Origin of the sequence: Enterococcus sp. 2201sp1_2201st1_C11_2201SCRN_220225 (assembly GCF_040925905.1) — a bacterium.
In the GTDB taxonomy this organism is placed as follows: Bacteria; Bacillota; Bacilli; order Lactobacillales; family Enterococcaceae; genus Enterococcus_C; species Enterococcus_C asini_A.
Window position 1 is genome coordinate 19,136 of sequence record NZ_JBCOJC010000002.1, and the last position, 20,218, is coordinate 39,353.

A 20,218-nucleotide genomic window follows, 5' to 3' on the forward strand; every position below is an offset into this window, starting at 1 on the left:
GGCATAAATAAAAAGCACACTCGATTGAGCATGCTTTTCCAATCTAATTAAATTTCCCTATGGACCAGAAAGCTGTCACCCAAATTCCGGCCGCCAAGATACAAATTTCGGCCAATAAAAAATACTGCTTCTGGTTCAATCTGTTTAGCAGCACCATTATCATCCATCCAAAGATATGTTAGCCGTTCTTTGATTCGGTATGATCCATTAGAGAACTCGATGACTTTGCAGGTCAGGTCGTCAAATCCAGACATGTAGTAGATATTCCCGTTTCGATAGCTAATACCCTGCATAACTCCCGCTTGTGTGCCATAAAATCGATCAATAATTTTTGCAGTGCCATTAAACTCATCGGCTGGTTTTCCTGATACAAAAGCCCCCCAACAATCCATGTCAGACTTGTCAGTCGTTTGGTCAGATAAATCCTGAGCGCCAACGCCTAAAAGCAACTTGTAAATACATGCCGATCCAATCATATAAATAATACGATCATTTTCGCCAAAAACTCCACCAGGAGCCAAAATTGACTGTTCTAATATTTTTGTGCCCTCGTTAAAATCAATGCTAAAACAGTCGTCATCTGTAAGCACCAAAGTATCTTTGCCATATGGATTTTTGTAAAAAAACAATTTAGGGACTACATTATTTGTTCCGTCAATTTTGATTCCCTCGGTTTCCAGCAAATAACCATTTCTGTAATCTACATTCCCCATGTGGCCTAAACCGTGGCTAATTGTGCCCAATTTCTCAAAAGTGACTTTGTTTAAACGGTGTATAGTTCCGCTTATTTCTTCGCTTCCGGAACCGCAAATCCAGATTTCGTCTTCTACCACCACTGCATCTTGATCAATATTAAAATCAAATCTTATTTCTTCGGACGGAAAATACGTAGTGTATTCTGTGTCGTTTTCTTTTTCTACAATTTTGATATTTTGATATTTCAAAATGCCATTGTTATTAAACGCTACGGGAAAACATTTCCCTCGATTATAACGGCTGTTAATTACTTCTAGTTTTTTCTCAACAAAATTAAAAACTAATGTTTCGTTATGTTTAATCTCGATTTCTTGATTTTCCAATGTTGCAAACCCGTAAAACCATGGCGAGTCCACGTGTAATGATTTGTTGTCAAAAACCAGAGTAATCGTCGTTCCGCTAATGATTTGACTCACGTTTCCTAGACAATAAATCGACACTGCTTGGTCTTGCTGATCTGTAGCTTGGATTGCACCGTTAATCGTATAAGCGAGGGTACTCGTAATCATTTTGGCTGTTGCATCAAAAACCGCAAGTGCTACTCCATTTATCGGCACGTTATTTCCAACTGTACCAACCAGCAGTTGATCACTATCGTAATCGTATGTTATCATTTGCAAATTTGATGTATTAGCAAATGGCAAAGTTTGTGCGCTTGCTCCATTTGTATAATATTTTGATCGATTTTTAGTTACAATCCGCAAAGTTGGCACCGTGACAGTCAAATTGTCAAAATCAAATTGCATTTTTTGACCAGTTAAGGCGTATGTTACCATTCCACCAACTGAGGCGTTTGGCATTGCGCCTCCATTGTAAGAAAAATCAAACGGCAAACTGATAATTGGATTATTAACAATTCCGTATTGAATGCCACCAACACAAAGATTATTTGGCTCGTCTATACTTGAGCTTGCTGGTGAAGTGTAGGTAAAAGTGTTTAATGATGTGTTAAAAAACAAACTCCCCCACGTAGTAGTAGAAAGATCAACTTCGTGTGCATTTATCAGCGTACTCTTTTTTCCCAATCTAAATCTGCCTGCGGGAATACTCATCGATTTAGCTGTCGTATCAATGTTTGGCGGTACGCTAAATTCGAACGTTGGCACACTAAATGCCATATCGGCAACTTTGCTTTGAGTAACCGCATTGTCAACTAAATTAGATGTATTAACAGCACCATCGCCCACGACTGGTAAACTGCCACCTGCCATGGCTTCTTTGACTGGCTGAGATAACATCGGCATGGTTATTTGTTCGTTGCCGCCTTTGTCAACTTTGCCAGATGCCAAGCCGGATACCTGTTGATTCGTATTGGCTAATGCCGTTTTGTCCGCTTTGCTACTTTCAAGCTCCGCCACTTCCGCATCTGTCTCAGCCAAAGCAATTTTATCCGCCTTATCCATCCTAAGAGTATCAATATCCGTCCGAAACTGATTAGCATCCGCCAACACAGCTACCAAAGCACTATACTCCGCTTTATTAACAATTCCGGTCATTTCCCCGGCCAATTTTTGGACCGTCAGCTCAAATGATTTAAGATGTGTTACTTTACCATCCTGGATCACTTGGATATTAGCAATTACTTTACCAGGTGTCATCATGTGTTCTGGATATTCAATCCGGAAAATGCTGTTTAACTTATCAATACATTCAAACGCTGTTAAATCAGTCAATCCACTTGATTGGTTTTGCCAATATAAATTAGCAGCTAATCCTGGTATTTCTCCAATCAATCCGCTATTTGTAAATTGAGCGGTCAACGTCCGCCCTTTGTAATCACCTTGGCTGACAAATTGCCGCTGGATAAAGTTGTCGTTGGCTTTATCAATCACCAAATCCACATCTCTAAATTGGTTTAATTCCAAAAATCATCACTCCTCTATTTCATCAATTATTGCTTGTCCATGGATAAACTCCGTTGGTGTCCCGTCGAAATCTGGTGGGATAACCACAGAGACAATCGACTCTGTACCTAGATATTCACGCTCGTATTGCTCCACGATTTCACCGGATTCTCCTTTTTGTTCATAGGTCTGTATCAGGCCGTTTTCTAAGCTCCTCACCACGCCACAGTGCCCGTAGTACTCGTGGGTAGTAAATGTATCGTTCAAAGCCAAAGAGCGCTCAAAACAGACGATAGCGCCTGTTTTAAGTTGGCTGTAATCCGGATTATCTATGACCTCCCAACCATATTTGTCCCAGTGATAGGCGTGGCCAATCTCAGAGGCGGAATAGACATCCGCCCCTTCCACTGGGTCCATCTCGTTATAATAGGTGCCAGCACCAAGGTCAGGTCCGCGCATCACGCCACTATAGACGGCCGCTACCGCGTAACACTGGGCATTGCCTACCGCCTGACCAATCAGGCTTTTTAGATGGTTTAGTCCTTTGTCATTAAATGCCATTATTTGACTCCTCTCGCTAAGCATCGGTCCCCACTCAAAAGAGACCCAAACGCGTATCCAATAGTGGAGATATTGACGCCGGTATAGCGACTGTCTCCGCCCATCTCAATGATCTGTGTATCGTTGCCTTTGTACGGCTCCAGCAGGATAGCTGTGTGCCCGTTATTTCCTGCGCCGTCGCCTTGGTTGTAAATGATGATATCGCCTGCACGGGACTGGCTAGCACTAATCTCTGTTAACCAGCTATGACTCCCTCGAGCATCCGACGTCATAGATCCGGTGTACCACTGCATATTGGCCGGTACCCGGTAGCCGGCCTTGTAAAGCACCAACCAGACAAAACCGGAGCAATCCGTACCACCTGATTTGTTCGGATTTTTTAGATCGCCCAAATCAGAGGACGGATGCAGTTGGACATAATAAAACCAACCAAGCCAACTACGTGCGATAGACACGATATCGTTGTTTGGTTGGGTCACGGTTAAGTTTTTAAATTTGTCATACCAAGCTTGCGCCCAGCTTTGTCGCTCTGGGTGTGCCGCGGCCGGACGTTCAAAGTTTTCTTCAAACGTGTAAGCTGCGGCTTGTGGATCGGTCATGGTCTTAAAGCCAGAAACCGACGTCGGATTGACACGCCCTAGCCACTGGCCATTGTACATGCACCAATCCAAAAGCTTGGCTTGGCCGTTCATGGAGGAAATCTCGTCAGTAATTCCTGCGGCATTAAACAGGTTAGTAACATAGGTACGACCGTCATAGGTAGCCGGTCCGACTAATGGATATGCCGATCCATCCCATTGCACGATTCCGTAAGCGGGGCCACCAACTTGAGCGGTGTCTGGATTCATCCCAGCGCCGACCTCGCCTTGAACGTTCCCCAGGATTCCGGCAATCGAGGCTTTAGAATAGCCTTTGGAAAGCAGGAACACCCAAAGTTCCCAGGCAAACTTATCAGCGCTCGTTATCACTTCTGGTGGGTAGGTTCCGTCCCAATCACCAGGATTGCTAGGGCCTCCGCCTTGGCCTGGGTAGACTTCTTGGCCATTGATGGATAGTTTCCCATAGATATTTAGATCACCTAAATGGAGAGTTGTACCATTCCCTAGCATTACAAAGCCTTTTCCTTCGGTCGGCGAAATCAAAATATACTTTCCGGAACCGTTAGAGCGAATAACCAAAGCGTTATCCTCGATTGGAGTTGGGGTCTGGGCGTCCGGAAATGGATTCCCTGCGGAGTCGGTTGTACCAATAGTACCGATTTCGCTAGACCCTCCCCAAAATCGCATTCCTTTTTTTGTTAGCTCCATGATTTTCTTGCCGTTATTCCACGCTTGAATCACTCCGGCAACAAACCGAAGTTGATCTCCTAAACCATTAAGGGAGGTTTCCAAAATATCAGCAATAATCTTACCAGTTCGAATGAAGTCAGCATTCAAAACCCCATCAATAGTCCATCCATATTTGAATGGGCCCAGCCAGCCATCACGAGAAAAACCAAGCCCTTGATTATTAATGGCAATAACATCCTTGGATGTTTCTCGACTATCAGTATCCATGTAGTAGGTCGTGTGAGGTTTATTTTTCGGATACTGTAAAACAGAACCGCCTTCTACTCCGTTGATTAAATCAGTAATATAATCAACGAATTCAGACATGTATCCTTTCTTGGTCAAGGATTTAATTGTCTCTCGCAACTCATTATTTTGTTGCTGATAAAAGGTTAACTTGGCATCCCCAGCCACAATTTTCTTCGTTTTTTCGTTTAATGAATCGTAAACTACTTCGGTTATTTTGGCATCAACGTAAATGTCGTAAAGTTTATGATAAACGCTGAAGGTGTCAAACAAGCCATAATTTCGTAATCTGGCAAATTCTTTCGCCTCTTCAGAATCAGTCAGCTTATCAATTGCTAATTCAATTGAAATTTTAGGCTTATCAATACCGGGATTGGTGGAAGTGAAATATTTGCTTGCCACTTTATTTAAGCTTTCTAAATCCTTCACACCTTGCTCTTCGGTGAACTGAATATGTCTGGCATAAATATCTGGGTAGTTACTAATTAATTCGCTATCTACATTATTGCCGTAAATACGCTTCGTTTTTCCATCATTACCGTCTTGTAGGTCAGCGTAAGGAAGACAACGGGTAACGATTGACTGCCAGTCAAAAGTAATTTTCAAACCAGTTAAATCTTTACCATACCGAACCACTCCCACGTTATCCCGTCCACGACGTTTTAGGAGAGACAGCTTAAAGGGTTCTCGTTTAATTTCTCCACCCCAATATTGGAGCAAAGAACCTTGCTCACCAGCAATACAGTTCGATACATTTCTAGCTTCAAAAACTGTACTGGAAACAGTGGTAATATCAGAAAACAATTCAATATCAGAAGGTGCATCCATTCCAGCAGTAATTAACTGCATTGCTTCGGGACCGTTACGAGATTCGATTTCTACATGCTGAACCTGTCGATTGCCCAAGCGATAAGTACGAGATTGGGCATAAATTAAGATATTGTTCCCAATGGTATCTTTATAGGTCTTCTTAATCTCAAAGATATGGTAGGCTTCTGAATCATTCGGTTTAACCTTAATTTGATAGCCGTTTTCGAAGTATTCAGCAAATCGAGAAAGCAACGGGTGTTCAAGTTCCAATTCGTATACACCATTTGCACCCTCACGAATATCTGCCCGAGTGGAATCTCGTAATATCCCTAAGCCGTTGGTGCTAAAATCCGTTGCTGTCGGCTCATAAATTCTTGGTTTCAAACTTTTGTCCACCACCTTGGCTGAATGTTGAATTCTTGTACATTTTCAGTCCATCTAAAAGTATTGGTACCTGTAGAAAGAATGGGAAAATCAAGAAATTTCGTTTTGCTGTCTTGAGTTTCCAAATTACCGTCCACAATTCGATACGATTCTTCTAATTGAGAATCGATGAGTATTTCATTGCCGACGTTGATTAATTCAAACTTATGATCGTTCACCCAAAAAGAAATATCTCCAGAACCCTTAATCTGAATTAAAGGTTTGGAGATATAAGGTTCAATATTTGCTAATTTTTTCTCGTTGCTGACCCACTTTATCCACCTCAAGCCGGTTCTTGACATTTTAAATGGTCGTAAACTGATTTTGAACTCAAATGGTGTCCACATCCCATTTTTATGAGTACCACTGAAAACAGGTGGCTCAACGACAATCGCTTGGTAAATATAGTGAGGATCAAAATTGTAAGTAAAATCGGCGTAGTCAGACATATCCAACCACGCCTTAATTCTATCTTCCAAATGGTACATTTCTTCGTAGTCACTCGACTTTGCGACACACTTCAACTTCCATTCCACATTTTTGTAATAAGCATAATCAACCACTACCGAATCATTCCCAGGTCTTTCTTTTAACTCAATGACCCGGCCAGCAGAAACACGTTGCGGTCTAGCAGTTAAATAAACATCAAAGGCTTCGCTGTCAATACCGTTGATTTTAAATTGTCCTGGTCTAAACATTGAACACCCCTCCTTTTGGATCGTTATCTCGTTCTCTCAACTCTTGAATGAATACAACCAAGCGTCTAGCCATATCCATCAATTGGACATCGGATAATTCACCTAGTGCTTGCAGAGTGATATTAAATGTATCGCCAAGCTTTTTCTTGTTAGTTTCGGACTCATTTTCAGTATCATCAGTTGCCGTTGTTGCAGCAGGGACAACTTGATTCACATCAATTCCTGTACCTAAATTATCCGTGTTAAATGTCAATTTTTCTGAAATGGTGTCCATAGCATTTTGAATAGAATCGCCTTCATCTTCAATACCACCGGCAATCCCAAGAGGAATCCATTTCCCGACAAAATCACGGCCCCATCTTGATGGCGAGTGAATGCCAAAGAAACTCAAGACATTCTCTTTAAAGCCTCCCATGACTTTTTTGGCTGAATCCCATAATGCTCCGGCAGAGTTGGAAATCCCTTTGCCGATACCAGAAATGATATTGACACCCACTTCTAGCCAATCAACAGACGTGAATTCATCGATAAAACCAGTAATCAGCTTGTAGCCGACATTTCCTAATTCACCAAGATAGCCTAAGAAGCCGTCAATAATCGCCAACATAATTTGCGGAATTGCCCCCACAATAGCAATAATGATTTGTGGCAAGTTTTCAATCAAGGCGATAAATAGAGTAATACCAGCCTTTATCAATTGCGGTGTTGCATCACTGAACGCCCGAACTACCGAAGTGATGATTTGTGGAATGGCTTTTACAATTGCTTGGATAATCGTAGGCAAAGCTTCAACCAAGGCAACTAATAGTTTTATTCCTGCATTGATGATTTGTGGAACTGAGTTAATAAAGAAGCTTACCAGACTATTGATAATTGTTGGTAATGCGGCAATCAGCATTGGTAAAGCAGTTATCAGCCCTTGAGCCAATCCTGTGATTAATTGCAAAGCCGCATTCAATAACATTGGCATGTTGGCAATTAATCCTTGCACGATCGTAATGATTGCTTGAACCGTTGCAGGAATTAATGTTGGCATCGCTGTAGCAAGTCCCATAACTAGAGCCGTCACAATTTGCATGGCCACATCAATAAACATTGGCAAGTTATCAATGATCGTTTGAATTAAGGTCATCAATGTATCAACTACAACTGGAATTAGTTCAGGTAAAAGCACCAACAAGGTCTGTAAGACTTGGGTAAACAAATCGGTTACTGCAGCAAGTAACGTTGGCAATAGATCACCAATCGCATTTAGTATCCCATCTAAAAGAGGTGGTAATGCAGTCACAATATTCCCTAAAACTGGTGTGATATTGTCAATCACATAGCCGAATTGCTCCACGAGATTATTAACCAACTTGCCAATATCAGCGTCGGCACTTCCCATACCGGCTAATAAGTTTGTCCAAGCAGAACTCATACCAGCAATCGAACCGCTGATTGTTTCAGTGGCTTCTTTTGCGGTGGTGCCTGTGATATCCATCTCTTCTTGCATCACATGGATTGCTTCCGTGACATCGGCAAAACTAGAAATATCGTATTTAATCCCTGAAATTTTCTCAGCGTCTGTTAAAAGTCGCTGCATTTCCTCTTTGGTTCCTCCATAACCTAGTTTAAGGTTGTCCAACATAGTGTAATTTTGCTTGGCGAAACCTTGATAGGCATTCTGTATGTTGGTGATATCAGAGCCCATTTTATTGGCGTTATCGGCCATATCAATAACTGCTTGGTCAGCTACAGTTGCAGCTTTAGCAGTGTCTCCGCCCAGGGATTGTAATAAAGACGCGGAGAATCCTGTTACTGTCTCCATATACTCATTGGCCGACATCCCGGCGGTTTGGTACGCTTGATCAGCAAAACCTTGGACTTTCTCAGAGGCTTTACCAAATAGAGTATCTACACCACCAACCAGCTGTTCATAGTCAGCATAAGCAGAAACGACTTGTTTGCTTAATCCAACAGCGGCTGCTCCAGCAGCACCTGCTGCAACTGCCATGCCTGCACCGACAACTTTCAAGCCGCTACCAAGTTTGCTGAAGATTGATTCAGACTTTTGAGCCTTACCAGTGGTTTCGTCGATGGCGTCGTTGGCTTCTTTGTTGTCGGCACCAATCGTACCGAAAAGCTCAAACACGTTAAATGCCAAAGTCGTCACCCCCAAACTTTTCTAACATCCTCAATGCAGATTCAGCAGCTTTTTGAGATTCAGACTCGACTTGTTCTTTTGGCTTGGCTTTTTCCATCATTTGTTCCTTGAATTCGATATACGACGTTTTTTGTACCAGTGGATTTCCAATGTACATCGACCATAATTTTTCATCGGTCATTTCATCGAACATCGTGTTCAAGAAGTCTGGGAAATCACGCCAACGAATCGTGGACAACAAAAAAGAGACATCACTATATCTTTTGAATAGTGTGTCTCTAAATTTATGTAGTCCACCGTAGCGTTCAATTAAGAAAGCAATTCGAATACTTCGCGTAATTCCGGCTTTAAGAAAAAATCCTTCACTAACAAAGCATAAGTAACAATATTTGTTTTGCCGATTTCTTCTGGAGTTTTACCTGTCAAGTCTGCCAATAAGCTATTTAACTCTGTTTTAATACTTTTGTGGTTAGCCAGGATATATTTCACTGCTTTACCAACAAGATCAAAGCTCTGGGCAGAAATTTCTTCCTGAATATCTTTGATTTGATCGGCCAAGGCTTCTTTTTGCTTCTCATCCTTACCACCAGCAACAATCGCCAGTTCTTTTGCTTCTTGAGATTTGATTTTCGCAATGTCTTTTTTCTGCAAGAAGTCATTAACCAGATCCGTAACATTCAAGATATTGATGATTTCGATAATTTTAAAAACATCATTGGCCTCTAATTCTCGCATCGAATAGCCCAACAGGCGCTCTTTAATTTTGTTTTCTTTTTCAGCCTTTTTGACTGCTAATGCTTGTTGCTCGACCTCAGTTAGTTTGCTCATTTGGCATCAGTCTCCTTTTTGATTTCTGGTGCGCCATCCACTTGGCGCTTGGTTTTGATGCTTTCTTCTTTGACGACATCTTCTTTAATTGGTTCAATCAAGACGCGTTTTAGATTGTTGTTTTTGGTAGTTAGCTGTTTAATCCGTTTTGGATCGTCATTGGTATAAATATCGCCAATCCAATACTTCTGACCTTTTTCAATAAAAGGATAAATCACCTTGTACTTCATGAAATTCTCCTTTCTATGCCTCTACTTCTGGTTCTTTAGGCATCAAGATTCTAACAGGCAACGACGTGCTGGTAATATCATCAATTGGTGTTCTTGCAGCAAAAGTGAGCGGATAGATGGCTTCTGCCTTATCCTTCACTTCTAATTCGAGGCCTGAAGTACAAATTGCATGATCCATGATAATAATCACGGGTAAGTCTGAACCGCTAAGTGTTCCGATATAGCCTAAATTGTTAATATAGTCTGTTTCTTCGATTTTTTGTTTGGGCTTAATCACATCGTAGCCTTCTGGATAGTCCGTCCCGGTTGATTCGGTTACTTCAGCAAACAGTGCCATTTTCACGTTATCTCGGGTGTGTTCAATCACGTTGATTTCGAAGGTCCCCTCGCTGGATTCAATCATGTCACCGCCAACTGGAGTGGTAAACACACCATCAACTTCGACTTGGCGCAGATTATTTTTAAGAGACAATTTTGAACCGCCGCTGGTAGCACCCAATACATCATAAGACCATTTCTTTGCTGTGCCATCCCAGGCTAGGTTGCGAACTAAGGCGCCAGCATTTAGTAAATACCGTTTCGGTGTATCTTTTGAATAACCCGATTTAGGTAATGTTTCACTTGTAATCGTCATTTTATTTCCTCCAATCAATTTTGCAATAGAGCTGGATAGTGTGGCGTTGAAGGGTATCTGAGCCAGTAGGGATTGGATTATCATTTCGATATTCAATCTGAACTAAGAACTCATCCGTCAATTGATGAAATGGTTCCCGGTCCGGAAACTTCTCTATCATGGCCGATACAGCTTTCAATAAATCCACGTCACTGCTCTTATTATTGTCAAAAATATCCACATCAATATAAAAACCCTGACCTGTGAACCGAATAGGCTCACCTGTCAGAGAAAATGTTTGATACGGATAGATGACTTTCTTTTGCGTATTTTTCAGGTAATAACTTTCCGGATTGACTTCTTTGAAAAGTTCTTCCAGATAATTGATCACCTTGATTCTGTCGTTCATCAAATCTCCTCCCCGAAGATTGCCTTCGCTAAGGATTCAATCTCTTTTCTAGTTTGACGAAATGCCGGACGCAAATAAGGTTGAGGTTCTTGGCCCCAAGTAAAAAACCACTCACCAGATGGGTCTTGGTAGACCCAACCGCCTTTTCTACCACGGCCATTTTCAGCAAATTCACCAGTACCGAACTCTACATAGATGGCATATTCTACATTCGTTCCAACGTAGCCAACTAATTCTCCCTCATCGACTTGGTAATCAATCGAGCCTTTCAGTCTAGCTGTCTGGGTGGGAGCTAGCAGGATTGCCTGCCCCTGGACTAAAATACAGGCCTCGAATAGCCAACGAACTGTAGCCTGTTGAATTGCATCTTTCGCTTCTTGTGAGTGATCTCGAAACACCATTAAGTCCACCTCTTGCAGTAGATTTCTAGATGGTCAGCTTGTTCCATAATGTCATCCACAAAAGTAATCTCAAATTCTTGGCCATTTCTTGGATTTTTAATACGGTCAGTAGTCAGGATTTCTTCATCCGGAATCCCGTCTGTAATAAAGACCTGCTGACTGGAAGCAAGGAGCGAATTTTGATAGGTCTGCTCGTCGCTACCCGTAATCATGTCTAAATACCCATCCACAACCTGAACGCTCTTAAACGCTAAAATAGGGTGGTTTCTTTCATCGACTTCCCCAGTGTCCATTTCTCGAAGGATTTCAAACGGCAAAGCTTTCATAATCGCCACCTACCATTTCAGCAAGCGATATTTGTCCACAAAAGACATCATTGCTGCCGGATAACCACTGATAGTTTCTCCTGAATTTTGGTCAAAATAAGTCTCAGACACTCTGGAGACAGATTTCGACTTCAAACCCATTTTATCGGCCATCTGAGCATCGTATTTCAAAAGCTTCCGAACACCAGCGAGAATATCAGCTGGATATTCTACCTTTGTGAGGTAAGCTTCTTTATCATTCCCAGTGAAAAGCCTTGGATTACCATCAAGAGTAATAGTATTCCCAGCAATTTCTTTGATTACATAGAGACCATTGTTCCATTTACTAGCAGAAATTTGGATAGTATCTCCACTTCGCAGTCCTTCAACCTCATCAAAGACAATAACAGTTGTTTCACCTTCAAAACGCAGATGACAAAAGCGAACTGACCGATTTTGAAAAGGGTTGTTTGTCAATTCCCGAATTGCTTTTTCCAATCCATCCAAATCAACTTGGGTAATATCTGGATAGATTTTTTCAGCATCCTCAAGAGTAATAATCATGGGCTGTCTCCTCTCAAAAAAGAAGAGGACAGCTTATTTGCTATCCTCTAAAAGTTTTTTCAAATCTTCCTTACTAGCATTTCCTTTGAATTCAACGCCTTTTTCAGTCAAGGCGGCTTTGATTTCATCGCGAGACATATCGGTGCTTTTGACAACCTCCAATTGTGCAGTCAAATCGGCCACCTTAGCGACCAAGGCATCATTTTCAGCTTTAAGAGCATTGTATTCAGCAACCGAGTATGTTCTACCGCCAGTGGCTGCTTCAACAACTTTATAAGTCTTGCTTTTCTCGTCTAACTCCACGACATCATAGCCCTCACCAAGATAAAAGGCTTTGTCGGTCTCATCAACTGTTAAAATACGATTTTCCTTTCTAACTTTCATGCTTATTCACCCCCCGCAGCTGCAGGTTCAACAGCAAAGGCTAATCCTTCGTGCTTGGTTTCAAATAGTAAAACATCATCATAGGATTGTTCATAGTACAAGTAGTTACCAGAGTTAGCCGCAGATGGTGCGTCCAAGCCTACAAAACTATATTTTTGAGGTGCCGCCATACACGGAATGTAGATCAAGAAGAAATGTACTTGTTGGGCTGTGGGGTCAGCGACTGCTCCTGTAGTGAAATCGTACAAAGTCTTCATACGTTCAGATGGAATGGCTGGTTCAATCGTCACATCATCTAAGCGATTGATAATCCGGTTAATCTCACCAGTGCTGTTTTGAACAGGTACCGTTCGAGAGAATGCTTGCAAGTTCTTCACCATAGTCCGAACCGTTGGAGTACAGAAAATCGAACGGCCTTCAGTAGGAACGCCTGCTTCATCCATGGCAGTCATCATAGCATCAAAGGTTTCCAAGAAATTATCCTTAGTGATGGCAATTTCAGTGATTCCAGCAGTTGGGGATAGAGCCTTTTTACGGGCAAACAAAGTAGAAACCATTTGTTTATCCATTTCAGGAATTTTTTCTTCGTCGTTATAAACCTTAGTGATATTTGCGATGGACACTGCTTGGTTAGTTTCATCAATGTCCAATGGGTCAACTAAAGTAGACCAGTAACGCTCGTTGGTCAGTGTATATTCTTCCCATTGGTTTTCGTAGTTCGCATCAACGGCAGTAATGGTTCGACGGGTGCGATCCTTACGACCATTTTTAATTAAAAGTTTTGGTACTTTTACCGTTTTGGCACCGGTGAACTTCAGTTTCCCGTTAGATGGAGAACTCCATAATTTTTGTGTGTACAGCAAGCCGTTTGCTGCATATCGTTGTTGTAATCCTTGTTGATAGGATTCGGCATAGTTTACTACTGCTGGCATTAAAATTCCTTCTTTCTATTATTTTGCTTGTGGAGTTGGTACATCAGACATAAAAGCATCAATCATCGCTTGTGCTTCATTTGCTCCCGAAGAGTCTCCTTCACCTGGCTTAGCGCCAACACGCTGAAAACCATCTAAAGGATTATCTTGACCATTTTTTTGATCCTGGTTATCATCTTTTGTTTGAAAATAATCTGGCATATTTTTTTGAAGATCCTTCACCTTGTTATCAAGGTCTTTCACTTTGCCATCCTTATCAACTTCCAAATCACCAAGTTTAAACATGGTATACTCGATATCCTTGGCACCAGCGGCAGTCAAGGCATCTTTAGCTTGAATTGATACTTCCATATCGGCCAAAGCCTTTTCCGCTTTCTCACGGGCATCTCGTTCAGCTTGCAAGAGCTTCTGGGCATCCGGATTGTCCTTTGTTTTTTCTTGCAAATCCTTCAGAGTGCTATTGGCCTGTTTCAGCTGACTAGACACGTTATTGTACTTTTCTTTTGGCACCGCATTTTTTGAGAATTCCGCATCAATTTCCTTGTTGGCGGCATCAAGATCAACAGTTCCATCTTCCTTAACGTGTTTTGCCAAAATCGTTTTAATCCATTCCATTGTGTTTTCCTCCCATACCTGTTTATAGCGGTCGGTTCCGCTTTGGGTTTCCAGTTATACTGCTGGATCAGTGCGGTACCAGTTTTACGTCGTAATCCAGGACAAAATAAAAAGCCCTCACTAGGACTTTATAGACGGTATTGTTTAGAGTAATGCCAAATATTACTCAATGTAGGTTTCCGTCCTAGATAGTAAAAGGACGGTAGATAGATGCCTAGTTTTAAAACGATAAGCAAGTAAAGAAAGATTTTTAATCTCATACCCTTGTCCCTTTGTAATCAGTCCGAATCACCGTACACCCGACTCTCTCATACCAATCAACGACTTGTTTCAAATTCTTGGCTGTGTGGGAAACTAACGAAATCGTGAGTGCTAATCCATCTATGGCAACACAAGCATAGACACCGTTCCATTCTGGTTCTAGATTATTACTTTTAATATTGCCTTCTCTATCAAGAATGGTATTTCTGCGCCAACGAGTTTCTGAGTTCTCTGATTCAATTGCCTTTTTGTAAACGTCGGCCATTCCCGGCTTTACATTTAAATGTAAAACAGCTTCACAACAGTCTTTCATTATCTAGCCTCCTAATTTTGGGTACAAAAATAGCACTCAATCACATTCATGACTGGGTGCTATTTTACTAATTCGATTTTTTTAATATCGGTACAAGGAATATAAACATCATCGTACTCTACACGAATAATGAAAGCATCTACGTTGTCTTCAGGATTATTCGCCGCAGTTCTGATATCAACTACCGCTCCGGTAAAAATACCGTCATCTGTGGTAACTAAAACATCTTTTTCAAAGTATCCGTAATACTTCTTCAAGTCCTTCATATCATCACTTCTTTCTTGTAGGTACCAAATGCGTCCTTACCGTTTTTCCAGAGGAATAGTGTATATAAAAATTTGTCACAGGAATGATAGAGCCGTCTAACAAGCTAACATCATAACCAATTACACGATCTGTAGTGATAAACTCCACATTACGCCTTTTCCCCTTCGCAGTTCTTTCAAGTTTACCAGTACCTGCATACTCAATCAGCAAAGCCTGTACGTTAATATCGGATAAAAAGTAACTTTTGCCTTCTTTGGCGGTAGATTCCAAATGGTCATTCTGCTTTTCAGCATTAATTTTTGTATGCCATTTTCCTTCTCGAATATGGCGTCCAACAAAAATTTGGTCTGATAAGCGCCTATATCCCTCAACATCATTATACTTTATATCCAAAAATTCATCGAATGTTTTAGGTACAACTTTAGGATTAACAAAATCGCTAATCATTTTAAATTCAACTTTATTTGTAGCAGATTGTTTAGTAGCAGTCACTTTATTTCCCCGTGCTGGATCTGCACTAGCAGCTTTCCGCCATTCCTCATAATTCTTGTACTCAATAACCTCTTTTAACTCATTATCCCGTCGAAGCTTAGGTTCATATCCCTTGATCACTGAAATAGCAATGCACCTACAGTTGCAATCCTCTTCAGCACGGCCAAACATATGCGGTTGAAGAGTTTTCTTCCCGGCAATCTCGAAATACTCATCCACTTCCCGGACTTGACCATCTAATTGCTGGTGAGTGTGACGAGTGCTACCGTCTAGCGTAGATACCCATTTCTTTTTGATGCGGGCACCAGCACTAATCGCATCCTGTTGCGATTTTTGAGTAGTAACACCAGTAACTCGTCCAGCTTCTGTTCTGGCAATGTTCATAGAGCGACGATAAGAAGCACCGCCAACTTCAGAAATCTGCAAAGCCATCTTTTCAGTGGATAACCCTTTGGCAAAGCCGCGAACAAGAACGCGATTCATATTCTTTTTCATCTTGGTGGCATTGCCTTTTAGTCGAGTTGAAAGTTTACGACTTGCTACAGGAGTGTTAATAATTGTTTCTAGTTGCTTATCTGCTAGCATCGCAAAACTTAAGGGTATTTTTTGGCTCATTTCGAACTCATAAAATAAAGCATTAAAAGCCGTATCTCCTTGATGCTTCAAAAATGACCAAAGGGACTGTTTTTCCTGTTTTTCTACCTGATTAATCTGTTGGTACATAGAAGCTCTGATAGATTCCAGACGTTCTTTCTGTAGCTTTTTCCAATGTTTATCGTCAGTATCAATTTCCTTCTGTAGCTGGGCAATGTCCTTAGTGATTTCAGAAGCCAAACTTTTATAGAGAGATTGCAAATCCTTGGCTAAATCTTTTTCAGACCTGTCGAGTATTTTCTCAATTTCAAGCTGATACTTGTTCTTCTTGACCATCCTCAATCACATCCTCAGGCGGTAATTCCGGCTCTTCCACATAATCCTGTTCATCAAGCAATTTCTGAACCTCTTCAAAATCTAAGTCCATTAACTCACAGATATTCTTCAGGACTGTTTCATCATCCAAGCGACTAGCGGCTTCTAAAACTGTATCCAGTTCAATTTGCCGAGTTTCTGCAATCGTCTTTTCTCGATTAGCATTTTCAGTCTCATCTACCATCGTATCCCGGGTAATGATGATTTCGATATCGCTAGTATCGTATGCTTTCTTATGACGCTGATTGATATCAGCCACAATCAGCTCCAACATTCGCTTAATCAATTTGCGAAGGCGAACCTCCATCTTATTGCATTTAAGATCTAACAAGGTGTAGCGAGACTGAATCACAACATTGGTAATGTTCCCATCGCCCACTTGAGAACTATCAAAGCCCATACCGAATTTGTAAATGCCTTCTTTGTCCACCTGCAATTTTGCTTTGCGGGCTTCAACAGGAATATCAACAGTATGGACATCAAGGCTACCATTCTCCCCAACCCCCACAGCACCACGACTGCGCAAATTATTGATTAACTTCTCGTAATTGTCTCCAGGGAAACCTTTTACAGCGATGAAAGGCTGGTCAAAATCCTGAAGATTGTTAGACAAAGCGCAAGCCATCAAATCATAATCATCAATCAAGGCTTTGATAGGCTCTAAATCAGTTGTCTTGTACTTATTATTTTCAAGACGTAGGAAGGGAATGAATTCCGGCATATCCAAGGCTGAACCTAAAGAACGGCCGTAAATTTCACCGGTTTCCTTTTTGACAATCGTGTCATAATAGACCGGATTCACTTTAATGCGCTTATCAACCTCAAAAGTCTGCATGACATCACCTTTTGAGAGAAAATACCACACCTTTTCTTTGTCCCAAATTTCGGCCCTGGTCACAATTACCGTTTTGCCTTCACGATAAATGGGCACATCATAATAGCGAACAAAAGCAATTAGCTGATTGTCATTGTTATATATTTCGATAGTTTGTAAGCTATCCGATACCTGGAATTGAAGGCGATCATCCGTTAATTTGGTGTAGATATACTCATAGCCTTTTAGACTGGCCCCTTCCACTACTTCCTGCAGCATAACTTGGAAGTCTTCGTCGATATACTCATCAAGGAGTTCTTGCAATCCGGCTTGTTCAGTCTTGATTTCTACCGGATTCGATAGCAGGTATTGAACTTTTTGGTCTACTAACTCTAAAAAGAATGGATGAGCGATTTTTATATTGCTACGGGATACTTCCTCGCGAATCTTGCCCTCATTGTCCAAGTAGAACATCCGGTAATTTAAAATATCGTGCTTGTATTTGTAGTATTCCACAGCAGTCCTCATGGTTGATTTATGCGAAGCCATGCGGTCATGGCTGATTACCCGTTTTAGTGCGGTTGCTAACACTTTCGGGTCTTCTGATAAAAAATACTTTGGATCGTCCAAGGATGGACCTCCTTTCTTTGGTATAATTTTTGTTGGAAGCGAGGTGATAATATGATTGATAATATGATCAAATACGGTTTGCCTTTTTTATCATTAGGTATCTCTTTAGTCACTTTTTACTTTTCAACTTGGTCCCAAAGAGCAAAGTTGAAAATAGAATTAACAGGAAAGACTCGTGAAATGAAACCTGATAGGGTCAATTACGATTTTCCTGATCGCTATATCTTTGATGACTATAGATTATTTGTTGATGTACTTCTTATCAATAAGAGTAGTACTCCCATTACAATCACCGAATTTAGAATTAAAAATGAAGCAAAAATTCGTTATTCTGACCAAACCGGAAGTTTTTATAAGGTAACAATAAAAAATACAAATAAAACTCTCGTTGGAGATTCAATAGAAATATCCTATGATTTTAACCAAGTTCCTAAGTTACTACCGCCTATAGTGATTCCTCCATATTCTGTAGAATTGGGAACGCTCGTTTTTTTCTATAAAAATCCATTACCCAATAAAGTAAAATTTGAAATAATTAGTAGCCGCCGCAAGTTTAAAAGGAAAATAGATGTTTCTTTAAGGTCATATTCTGTACTCCAAACAAACCTTGAAATTCCAGAAGTAGATGAATCATTTCTGGATTTGTAAAAGTTATTTCTTTAAATTCTACAACTAATTACGATAAAGAATCTCTGCAATAATTCGAAATCCCCCTCCAGTTTACTCTCAATAGACTGGAGGGTTTTACTTGTTTTTACATTCCCTTTTAGATTGAAATTATTTTTTCATCTATCCTCTTCTCCTCCTAATATAGCCATCCGCTCGATTTAAGTACTGTATAGCAAAAATACCTAACAGCATCCATGGCATGATCATTTGTTTTTAATGGTTTATCTTCTCCGCGATTTACTGCTTTAGCATCCCAAATATAAGCACTAAATTCTTTCAAAGTGTTCTCGCATGAATGACTGAAGGCAATTTTTCCTTCATTCAGTAGTGATCCCACAAAACGAATTCCATCCAAAACATCATTATTAGCTTTTTGAATGAAATACCCACGTTTACTTATTTCAGCAATAAAAGAAGCAGCGGATGGATCCACGATAACCGCTTTAATGTTCCTTCCCTTAGAAAACTTATCTAATTCATCAGCAAATTCTGAATCAGTCTTCTGTTTGTTACTGTCTCGCCCAGAATAATAAAATTCATCTGTGCAATACCAAATATCATCTTTCCCTTTCTGCCACAACAAAAAAACGGTCGCATTTTGCGTACCGTAGTCGATAGAGATATAGGTCTGACCAAAAATAAAATCCACCATTGCATCATAGCAATGCTTAACTTGGTCAAACATGTCGTAGATGATTCCCTCCGCTACCGTCCATAGCCCTAAAATGTATCGCTGATAGAAAACTCCTGAATACATGCAGCGATAGCGGGCTTTAATTCGTTCGGAAAGGCTAAGATTGTCATCCATCGTGAAATGGAGATAGACCAGATTCTTCTCAGCCTGCTTGTCAATCCAATTGGTCTTAAACCAATGATATGGACCATCCGGGTTGCAGTTGAACCACATCTTAGAACCATCCACTGACAGACGTCCAGTCGCTTGGTTGACGAAAGATTCCGGCATCAAGGCAACTTCATCGAAAAACATGCCGGCTAACGTAATTCCCTGGATGAGGTCTTGGGATCGTTCATCCTTCCCCCCGAAAATATAGAAATAGTTGGTAACATTTCCGCGGGTAACTTCTAGTAGATTATCTGCACGGTGATCTTTGTACCGATAGCCACGAGACACTAGCATGAGCTTCAGCCAAAACAGAACATTCCGACGAAAAGATCCAATCGTTTTACCAGCCATCCCAAAGTTTTGATTGCTGAAAGATGACATAGCCCAAATTACATAGGAAAGGCACATTGAAATTGTTTTGCCACTTCGAATGGCACCGTCCGCTATGATTCCGTCCTTATCCTTCACCGCAGACTTAGCTGTCCACCAAGTAAGAACTTGCTTTTGCTTTCTGCTGAAAGGCTTGAATTTGAAGACTGGCTTCTTTACTCTTCCTGCCATAACTCATCACCTTCTGCCTCAAGCGCTTCAAGGAAACCGTCCTCTTCTAGTTCTTTATCACTATCACTACTTTGCGATTTGAGCTTAAGTATTTCCGCTTCCGCTTTCTGAATTTGTTTTTCAAGCAAGGTAGTTTTAAGCGATTCGGTATTTTCAATTCTCTTCAAGACTTCTAAGAGTGCCTTCTGCTTATCAACTAACTTGATAGAAATACCGTCCTTACCCTTTTTGACCTCCTGAATTAATGAGCCATCCACTTGATCCATGTCTTTGAATTCGACGTAAGACCGACGCACCATTATTAC

Annotated in this window: 23 protein-coding genes; 1 reads left to right on the plus strand and 22 read right to left on the minus strand. The window is 40.9% G+C overall.

All coding sequences use genetic code 11. The features are described 5' to 3' along the window. Nucleotides 1–47 precede the first annotated feature (47 nt). The 20 genes from AB5754_RS00935 to AB5754_RS01030 all read right to left on the minus strand — a co-directional run bounded on the left by AB5754_RS00935 (nucleotide 48) and on the right by AB5754_RS01030 (nucleotide 17,839). Entirely contained in the window at nucleotides 48–2,621 is a 2,574-nt protein-coding gene (locus AB5754_RS00935; RefSeq protein WP_368251335.1) for a BppU family phage baseplate upper protein, read from the minus strand. A gap of 6 nt (nucleotides 2,622–2,627) precedes the next feature. Next, nucleotides 2,628–3,161, minus strand: a complete 534-nt coding sequence (locus tag AB5754_RS00940; RefSeq protein WP_368251336.1) for a CHAP domain-containing protein — start codon at nucleotides 3,159–3,161, stop codon at nucleotides 2,628–2,630. Continuing rightward, on the minus strand, nucleotides 3,161–5,944 hold the full coding sequence (locus AB5754_RS00945) for a phage tail spike protein (RefSeq protein ID WP_368251337.1): 2,784 nt from the start codon (nucleotides 5,942–5,944) through the stop codon (nucleotides 3,161–3,163). The genes AB5754_RS00940 and AB5754_RS00945 overlap by 1 nt, the downstream gene beginning before the upstream one ends. Further along, entirely contained in the window at nucleotides 5,926–6,666 is a 741-nt protein-coding gene (locus AB5754_RS00950) for a phage tail protein (RefSeq protein ID WP_368251338.1), read from the minus strand. Before AB5754_RS00950 ends, AB5754_RS00945 begins: the two co-directional genes overlap by 19 nt. Next, on the minus strand, nucleotides 6,659–8,812 hold the full coding sequence (locus AB5754_RS00955) for a phage tail protein (RefSeq protein WP_368251339.1): 2,154 nt from the start codon (nucleotides 8,810–8,812) through the stop codon (nucleotides 6,659–6,661). The genes AB5754_RS00950 and AB5754_RS00955 overlap by 8 nt, the downstream gene beginning before the upstream one ends. Then, complete coding sequence (locus tag AB5754_RS00960) at nucleotides 8,802–9,053, minus strand: hypothetical protein (protein ID WP_368251340.1); 252 nt, start codon at nucleotides 9,051–9,053, stop codon at nucleotides 8,802–8,804. The genes AB5754_RS00955 and AB5754_RS00960 overlap by 11 nt, the downstream gene beginning before the upstream one ends. 68 nt (nucleotides 9,054–9,121) lie before the next feature. Beyond that, nucleotides 9,122–9,640, minus strand: coding sequence for a hypothetical protein (locus AB5754_RS00965; RefSeq protein WP_368259434.1), 519 nt, complete (start codon nucleotides 9,638–9,640; stop codon nucleotides 9,122–9,124). Next, nucleotides 9,637–9,870 (minus strand): hypothetical protein, encoded by a 234-nt coding sequence (locus AB5754_RS00970; RefSeq protein WP_368259435.1) that lies wholly within the window; start codon nucleotides 9,868–9,870, stop codon nucleotides 9,637–9,639. Before AB5754_RS00970 ends, AB5754_RS00965 begins: the two co-directional genes overlap by 4 nt. Nucleotides 9,871–9,883: 13 nt before the next feature. Next, the gene (locus AB5754_RS00975; protein ID WP_368252439.1) at nucleotides 9,884–10,504 is read right to left on the minus strand and encodes a hypothetical protein; all 621 of its coding nucleotides are present in this window, start codon (nucleotides 10,502–10,504) and stop codon (nucleotides 9,884–9,886) included. A gap of 1 nt (nucleotide 10,505) precedes the next feature. Then, nucleotides 10,506–10,892, minus strand: a complete 387-nt coding sequence (locus AB5754_RS00980) for a hypothetical protein (RefSeq protein WP_368252438.1) — start codon at nucleotides 10,890–10,892, stop codon at nucleotides 10,506–10,508. Further along, nucleotides 10,892–11,293 (minus strand): HK97-gp10 family putative phage morphogenesis protein, encoded by a 402-nt coding sequence (locus tag AB5754_RS00985; protein ID WP_368252437.1) that lies wholly within the window; start codon nucleotides 11,291–11,293, stop codon nucleotides 10,892–10,894. Before AB5754_RS00985 ends, AB5754_RS00980 begins: the two co-directional genes overlap by 1 nt. After that, nucleotides 11,293–11,619 (minus strand): phage head-tail adapter protein, encoded by a 327-nt coding sequence (locus AB5754_RS00990; protein ID WP_368252436.1) that lies wholly within the window; start codon nucleotides 11,617–11,619, stop codon nucleotides 11,293–11,295. The genes AB5754_RS00985 and AB5754_RS00990 overlap by 1 nt, the downstream gene beginning before the upstream one ends. Nucleotides 11,620–11,628: 9 nt before the next feature. Further along, nucleotides 11,629–12,162, minus strand: a complete 534-nt coding sequence (locus AB5754_RS00995; RefSeq protein WP_368252435.1) for a hypothetical protein — start codon at nucleotides 12,160–12,162, stop codon at nucleotides 11,629–11,631. 33 nt (nucleotides 12,163–12,195) lie between these two features. Next, entirely contained in the window at nucleotides 12,196–12,546 is a 351-nt protein-coding gene (locus tag AB5754_RS01000; protein WP_368252434.1) for a hypothetical protein, read from the minus strand. Between the two features lie 2 nt (nucleotides 12,547–12,548). Further along, nucleotides 12,549–13,478 (minus strand): capsid protein, encoded by a 930-nt coding sequence (locus tag AB5754_RS01005; protein WP_368252433.1) that lies wholly within the window; start codon nucleotides 13,476–13,478, stop codon nucleotides 12,549–12,551. 18 nt (nucleotides 13,479–13,496) lie between these two features. Further along, nucleotides 13,497–14,093: a phage scaffolding protein gene (locus AB5754_RS01010; protein ID WP_368252432.1), complete on the minus strand. Its 597-nt coding sequence runs from the start codon at nucleotides 14,091–14,093 to the stop codon at nucleotides 13,497–13,499. Nucleotides 14,094–14,349: 256 nt separating this feature from the next. Next, on the minus strand, nucleotides 14,350–14,667 hold the full coding sequence (locus tag AB5754_RS01015; RefSeq protein ID WP_368252431.1) for a hypothetical protein: 318 nt from the start codon (nucleotides 14,665–14,667) through the stop codon (nucleotides 14,350–14,352). Nucleotides 14,668–14,726: 59 nt separating this feature from the next. After that, a complete protein-coding gene (locus tag AB5754_RS01020; RefSeq protein WP_271858407.1) occupies nucleotides 14,727–14,933 on the minus strand; it encodes a hypothetical protein in 207 nt (68 codons plus the stop codon). 4 nt (nucleotides 14,934–14,937) lie between these two features. Further along, a complete protein-coding gene (locus tag AB5754_RS01025) occupies nucleotides 14,938–16,356 on the minus strand; it encodes a phage minor head protein (RefSeq protein ID WP_368252430.1) in 1,419 nt (472 codons plus the stop codon). Beyond that, entirely contained in the window at nucleotides 16,328–17,839 is a 1,512-nt protein-coding gene (locus AB5754_RS01030; RefSeq protein WP_368252429.1) for a phage portal protein, read from the minus strand. Before AB5754_RS01030 ends, AB5754_RS01025 begins: the two co-directional genes overlap by 29 nt. A 51-nt stretch (nucleotides 17,840–17,890) precedes the next feature. Here AB5754_RS01030 and AB5754_RS01035 point away from each other — a divergent pair, with 51 nt between their 5' ends. Then, on the plus strand, nucleotides 17,891–18,487 hold the full coding sequence (locus AB5754_RS01035) for a hypothetical protein (RefSeq protein ID WP_368259436.1): 597 nt from the start codon (nucleotides 17,891–17,893) through the stop codon (nucleotides 18,485–18,487). A 157-nt stretch (nucleotides 18,488–18,644) separates the two neighbouring features. Here the strand turns inward: AB5754_RS01035 and AB5754_RS01040 are convergent, their stop codons facing one another. Both AB5754_RS01040 and AB5754_RS01045 read right to left on the minus strand, forming a co-directional pair. Next, nucleotides 18,645–19,913, minus strand: coding sequence for a PBSX family phage terminase large subunit (locus AB5754_RS01040; RefSeq protein ID WP_368251189.1), 1,269 nt, complete (start codon nucleotides 19,911–19,913; stop codon nucleotides 18,645–18,647). Next, a partial coding sequence (locus AB5754_RS01045; RefSeq protein WP_368259437.1) for a terminase small subunit occupies nucleotides 19,898–20,218 on the minus strand: 321 nt, incomplete at its 5' end. The genes AB5754_RS01045 and AB5754_RS01040, both read right to left, overlap by 16 nt.

Coding starts and splice junctions, on each gene's coding strand:
- AB5754_RS00940 (WP_368251336.1), bottom strand. CDS start 3,161: ATGGCATTTAATGACAAAGGACTAAACCATCTAAAAAGCCTGATTGGT.
- AB5754_RS00950 (WP_368251338.1), bottom strand. CDS start 6,666: ATGTTTAGACCAGGACAATTTAAAATCAACGGTATTGACAGCGAAGCC.
- AB5754_RS00965 (WP_368259434.1), bottom strand. CDS start 9,640: ATGAGCAAACTAACTGAGGTCGAGCAACAAGCATTAGCAGTCAAAAAG.
- AB5754_RS00970 (WP_368259435.1), bottom strand. CDS start 9,870: ATGAAGTACAAGGTGATTTATCCTTTTATTGAAAAAGGTCAGAAGTAT.
- AB5754_RS00975 (WP_368252439.1), bottom strand. CDS start 10,504: ATGACGATTACAAGTGAAACATTACCTAAATCGGGTTATTCAAAAGAT.
- AB5754_RS00980 (WP_368252438.1), bottom strand. CDS start 10,892: ATGAACGACAGAATCAAGGTGATCAATTATCTGGAAGAACTTTTCAAA.
- AB5754_RS00985 (WP_368252437.1), bottom strand. CDS start 11,293: ATGGTGTTTCGAGATCACTCACAAGAAGCGAAAGATGCAATTCAACAG.
- AB5754_RS00990 (WP_368252436.1), bottom strand. CDS start 11,619: ATGAAAGCTTTGCCGTTTGAAATCCTTCGAGAAATGGACACTGGGGAA.
- AB5754_RS00995 (WP_368252435.1), bottom strand. CDS start 12,162: ATGATTATTACTCTTGAGGATGCTGAAAAAATCTATCCAGATATTACC.
- AB5754_RS01000 (WP_368252434.1), bottom strand. CDS start 12,546: ATGAAAGTTAGAAAGGAAAATCGTATTTTAACAGTTGATGAGACCGAC.
- AB5754_RS01005 (WP_368252433.1), bottom strand. CDS start 13,478: ATGCCAGCAGTAGTAAACTATGCCGAATCCTATCAACAAGGATTACAA.
- AB5754_RS01010 (WP_368252432.1), bottom strand. CDS start 14,093: ATGGAATGGATTAAAACGATTTTGGCAAAACACGTTAAGGAAGATGGA.
- AB5754_RS01015 (WP_368252431.1), bottom strand. CDS start 14,667: ATGAAAGACTGTTGTGAAGCTGTTTTACATTTAAATGTAAAGCCGGGA.
- AB5754_RS01020 (WP_271858407.1), bottom strand. CDS start 14,933: ATGAAGGACTTGAAGAAGTATTACGGATACTTTGAAAAAGATGTTTTA.
- AB5754_RS01025 (WP_368252430.1), bottom strand. CDS start 16,356: ATGGTCAAGAAGAACAAGTATCAGCTTGAAATTGAGAAAATACTCGAC.
- AB5754_RS01035 (WP_368259436.1), top strand. CDS start 17,891: ATGATTGATAATATGATCAAATACGGTTTGCCTTTTTTATCATTAGGT.
- AB5754_RS01040 (WP_368251189.1), bottom strand. CDS start 19,913: ATGGCAGGAAGAGTAAAGAAGCCAGTCTTCAAATTCAAGCCTTTCAGC.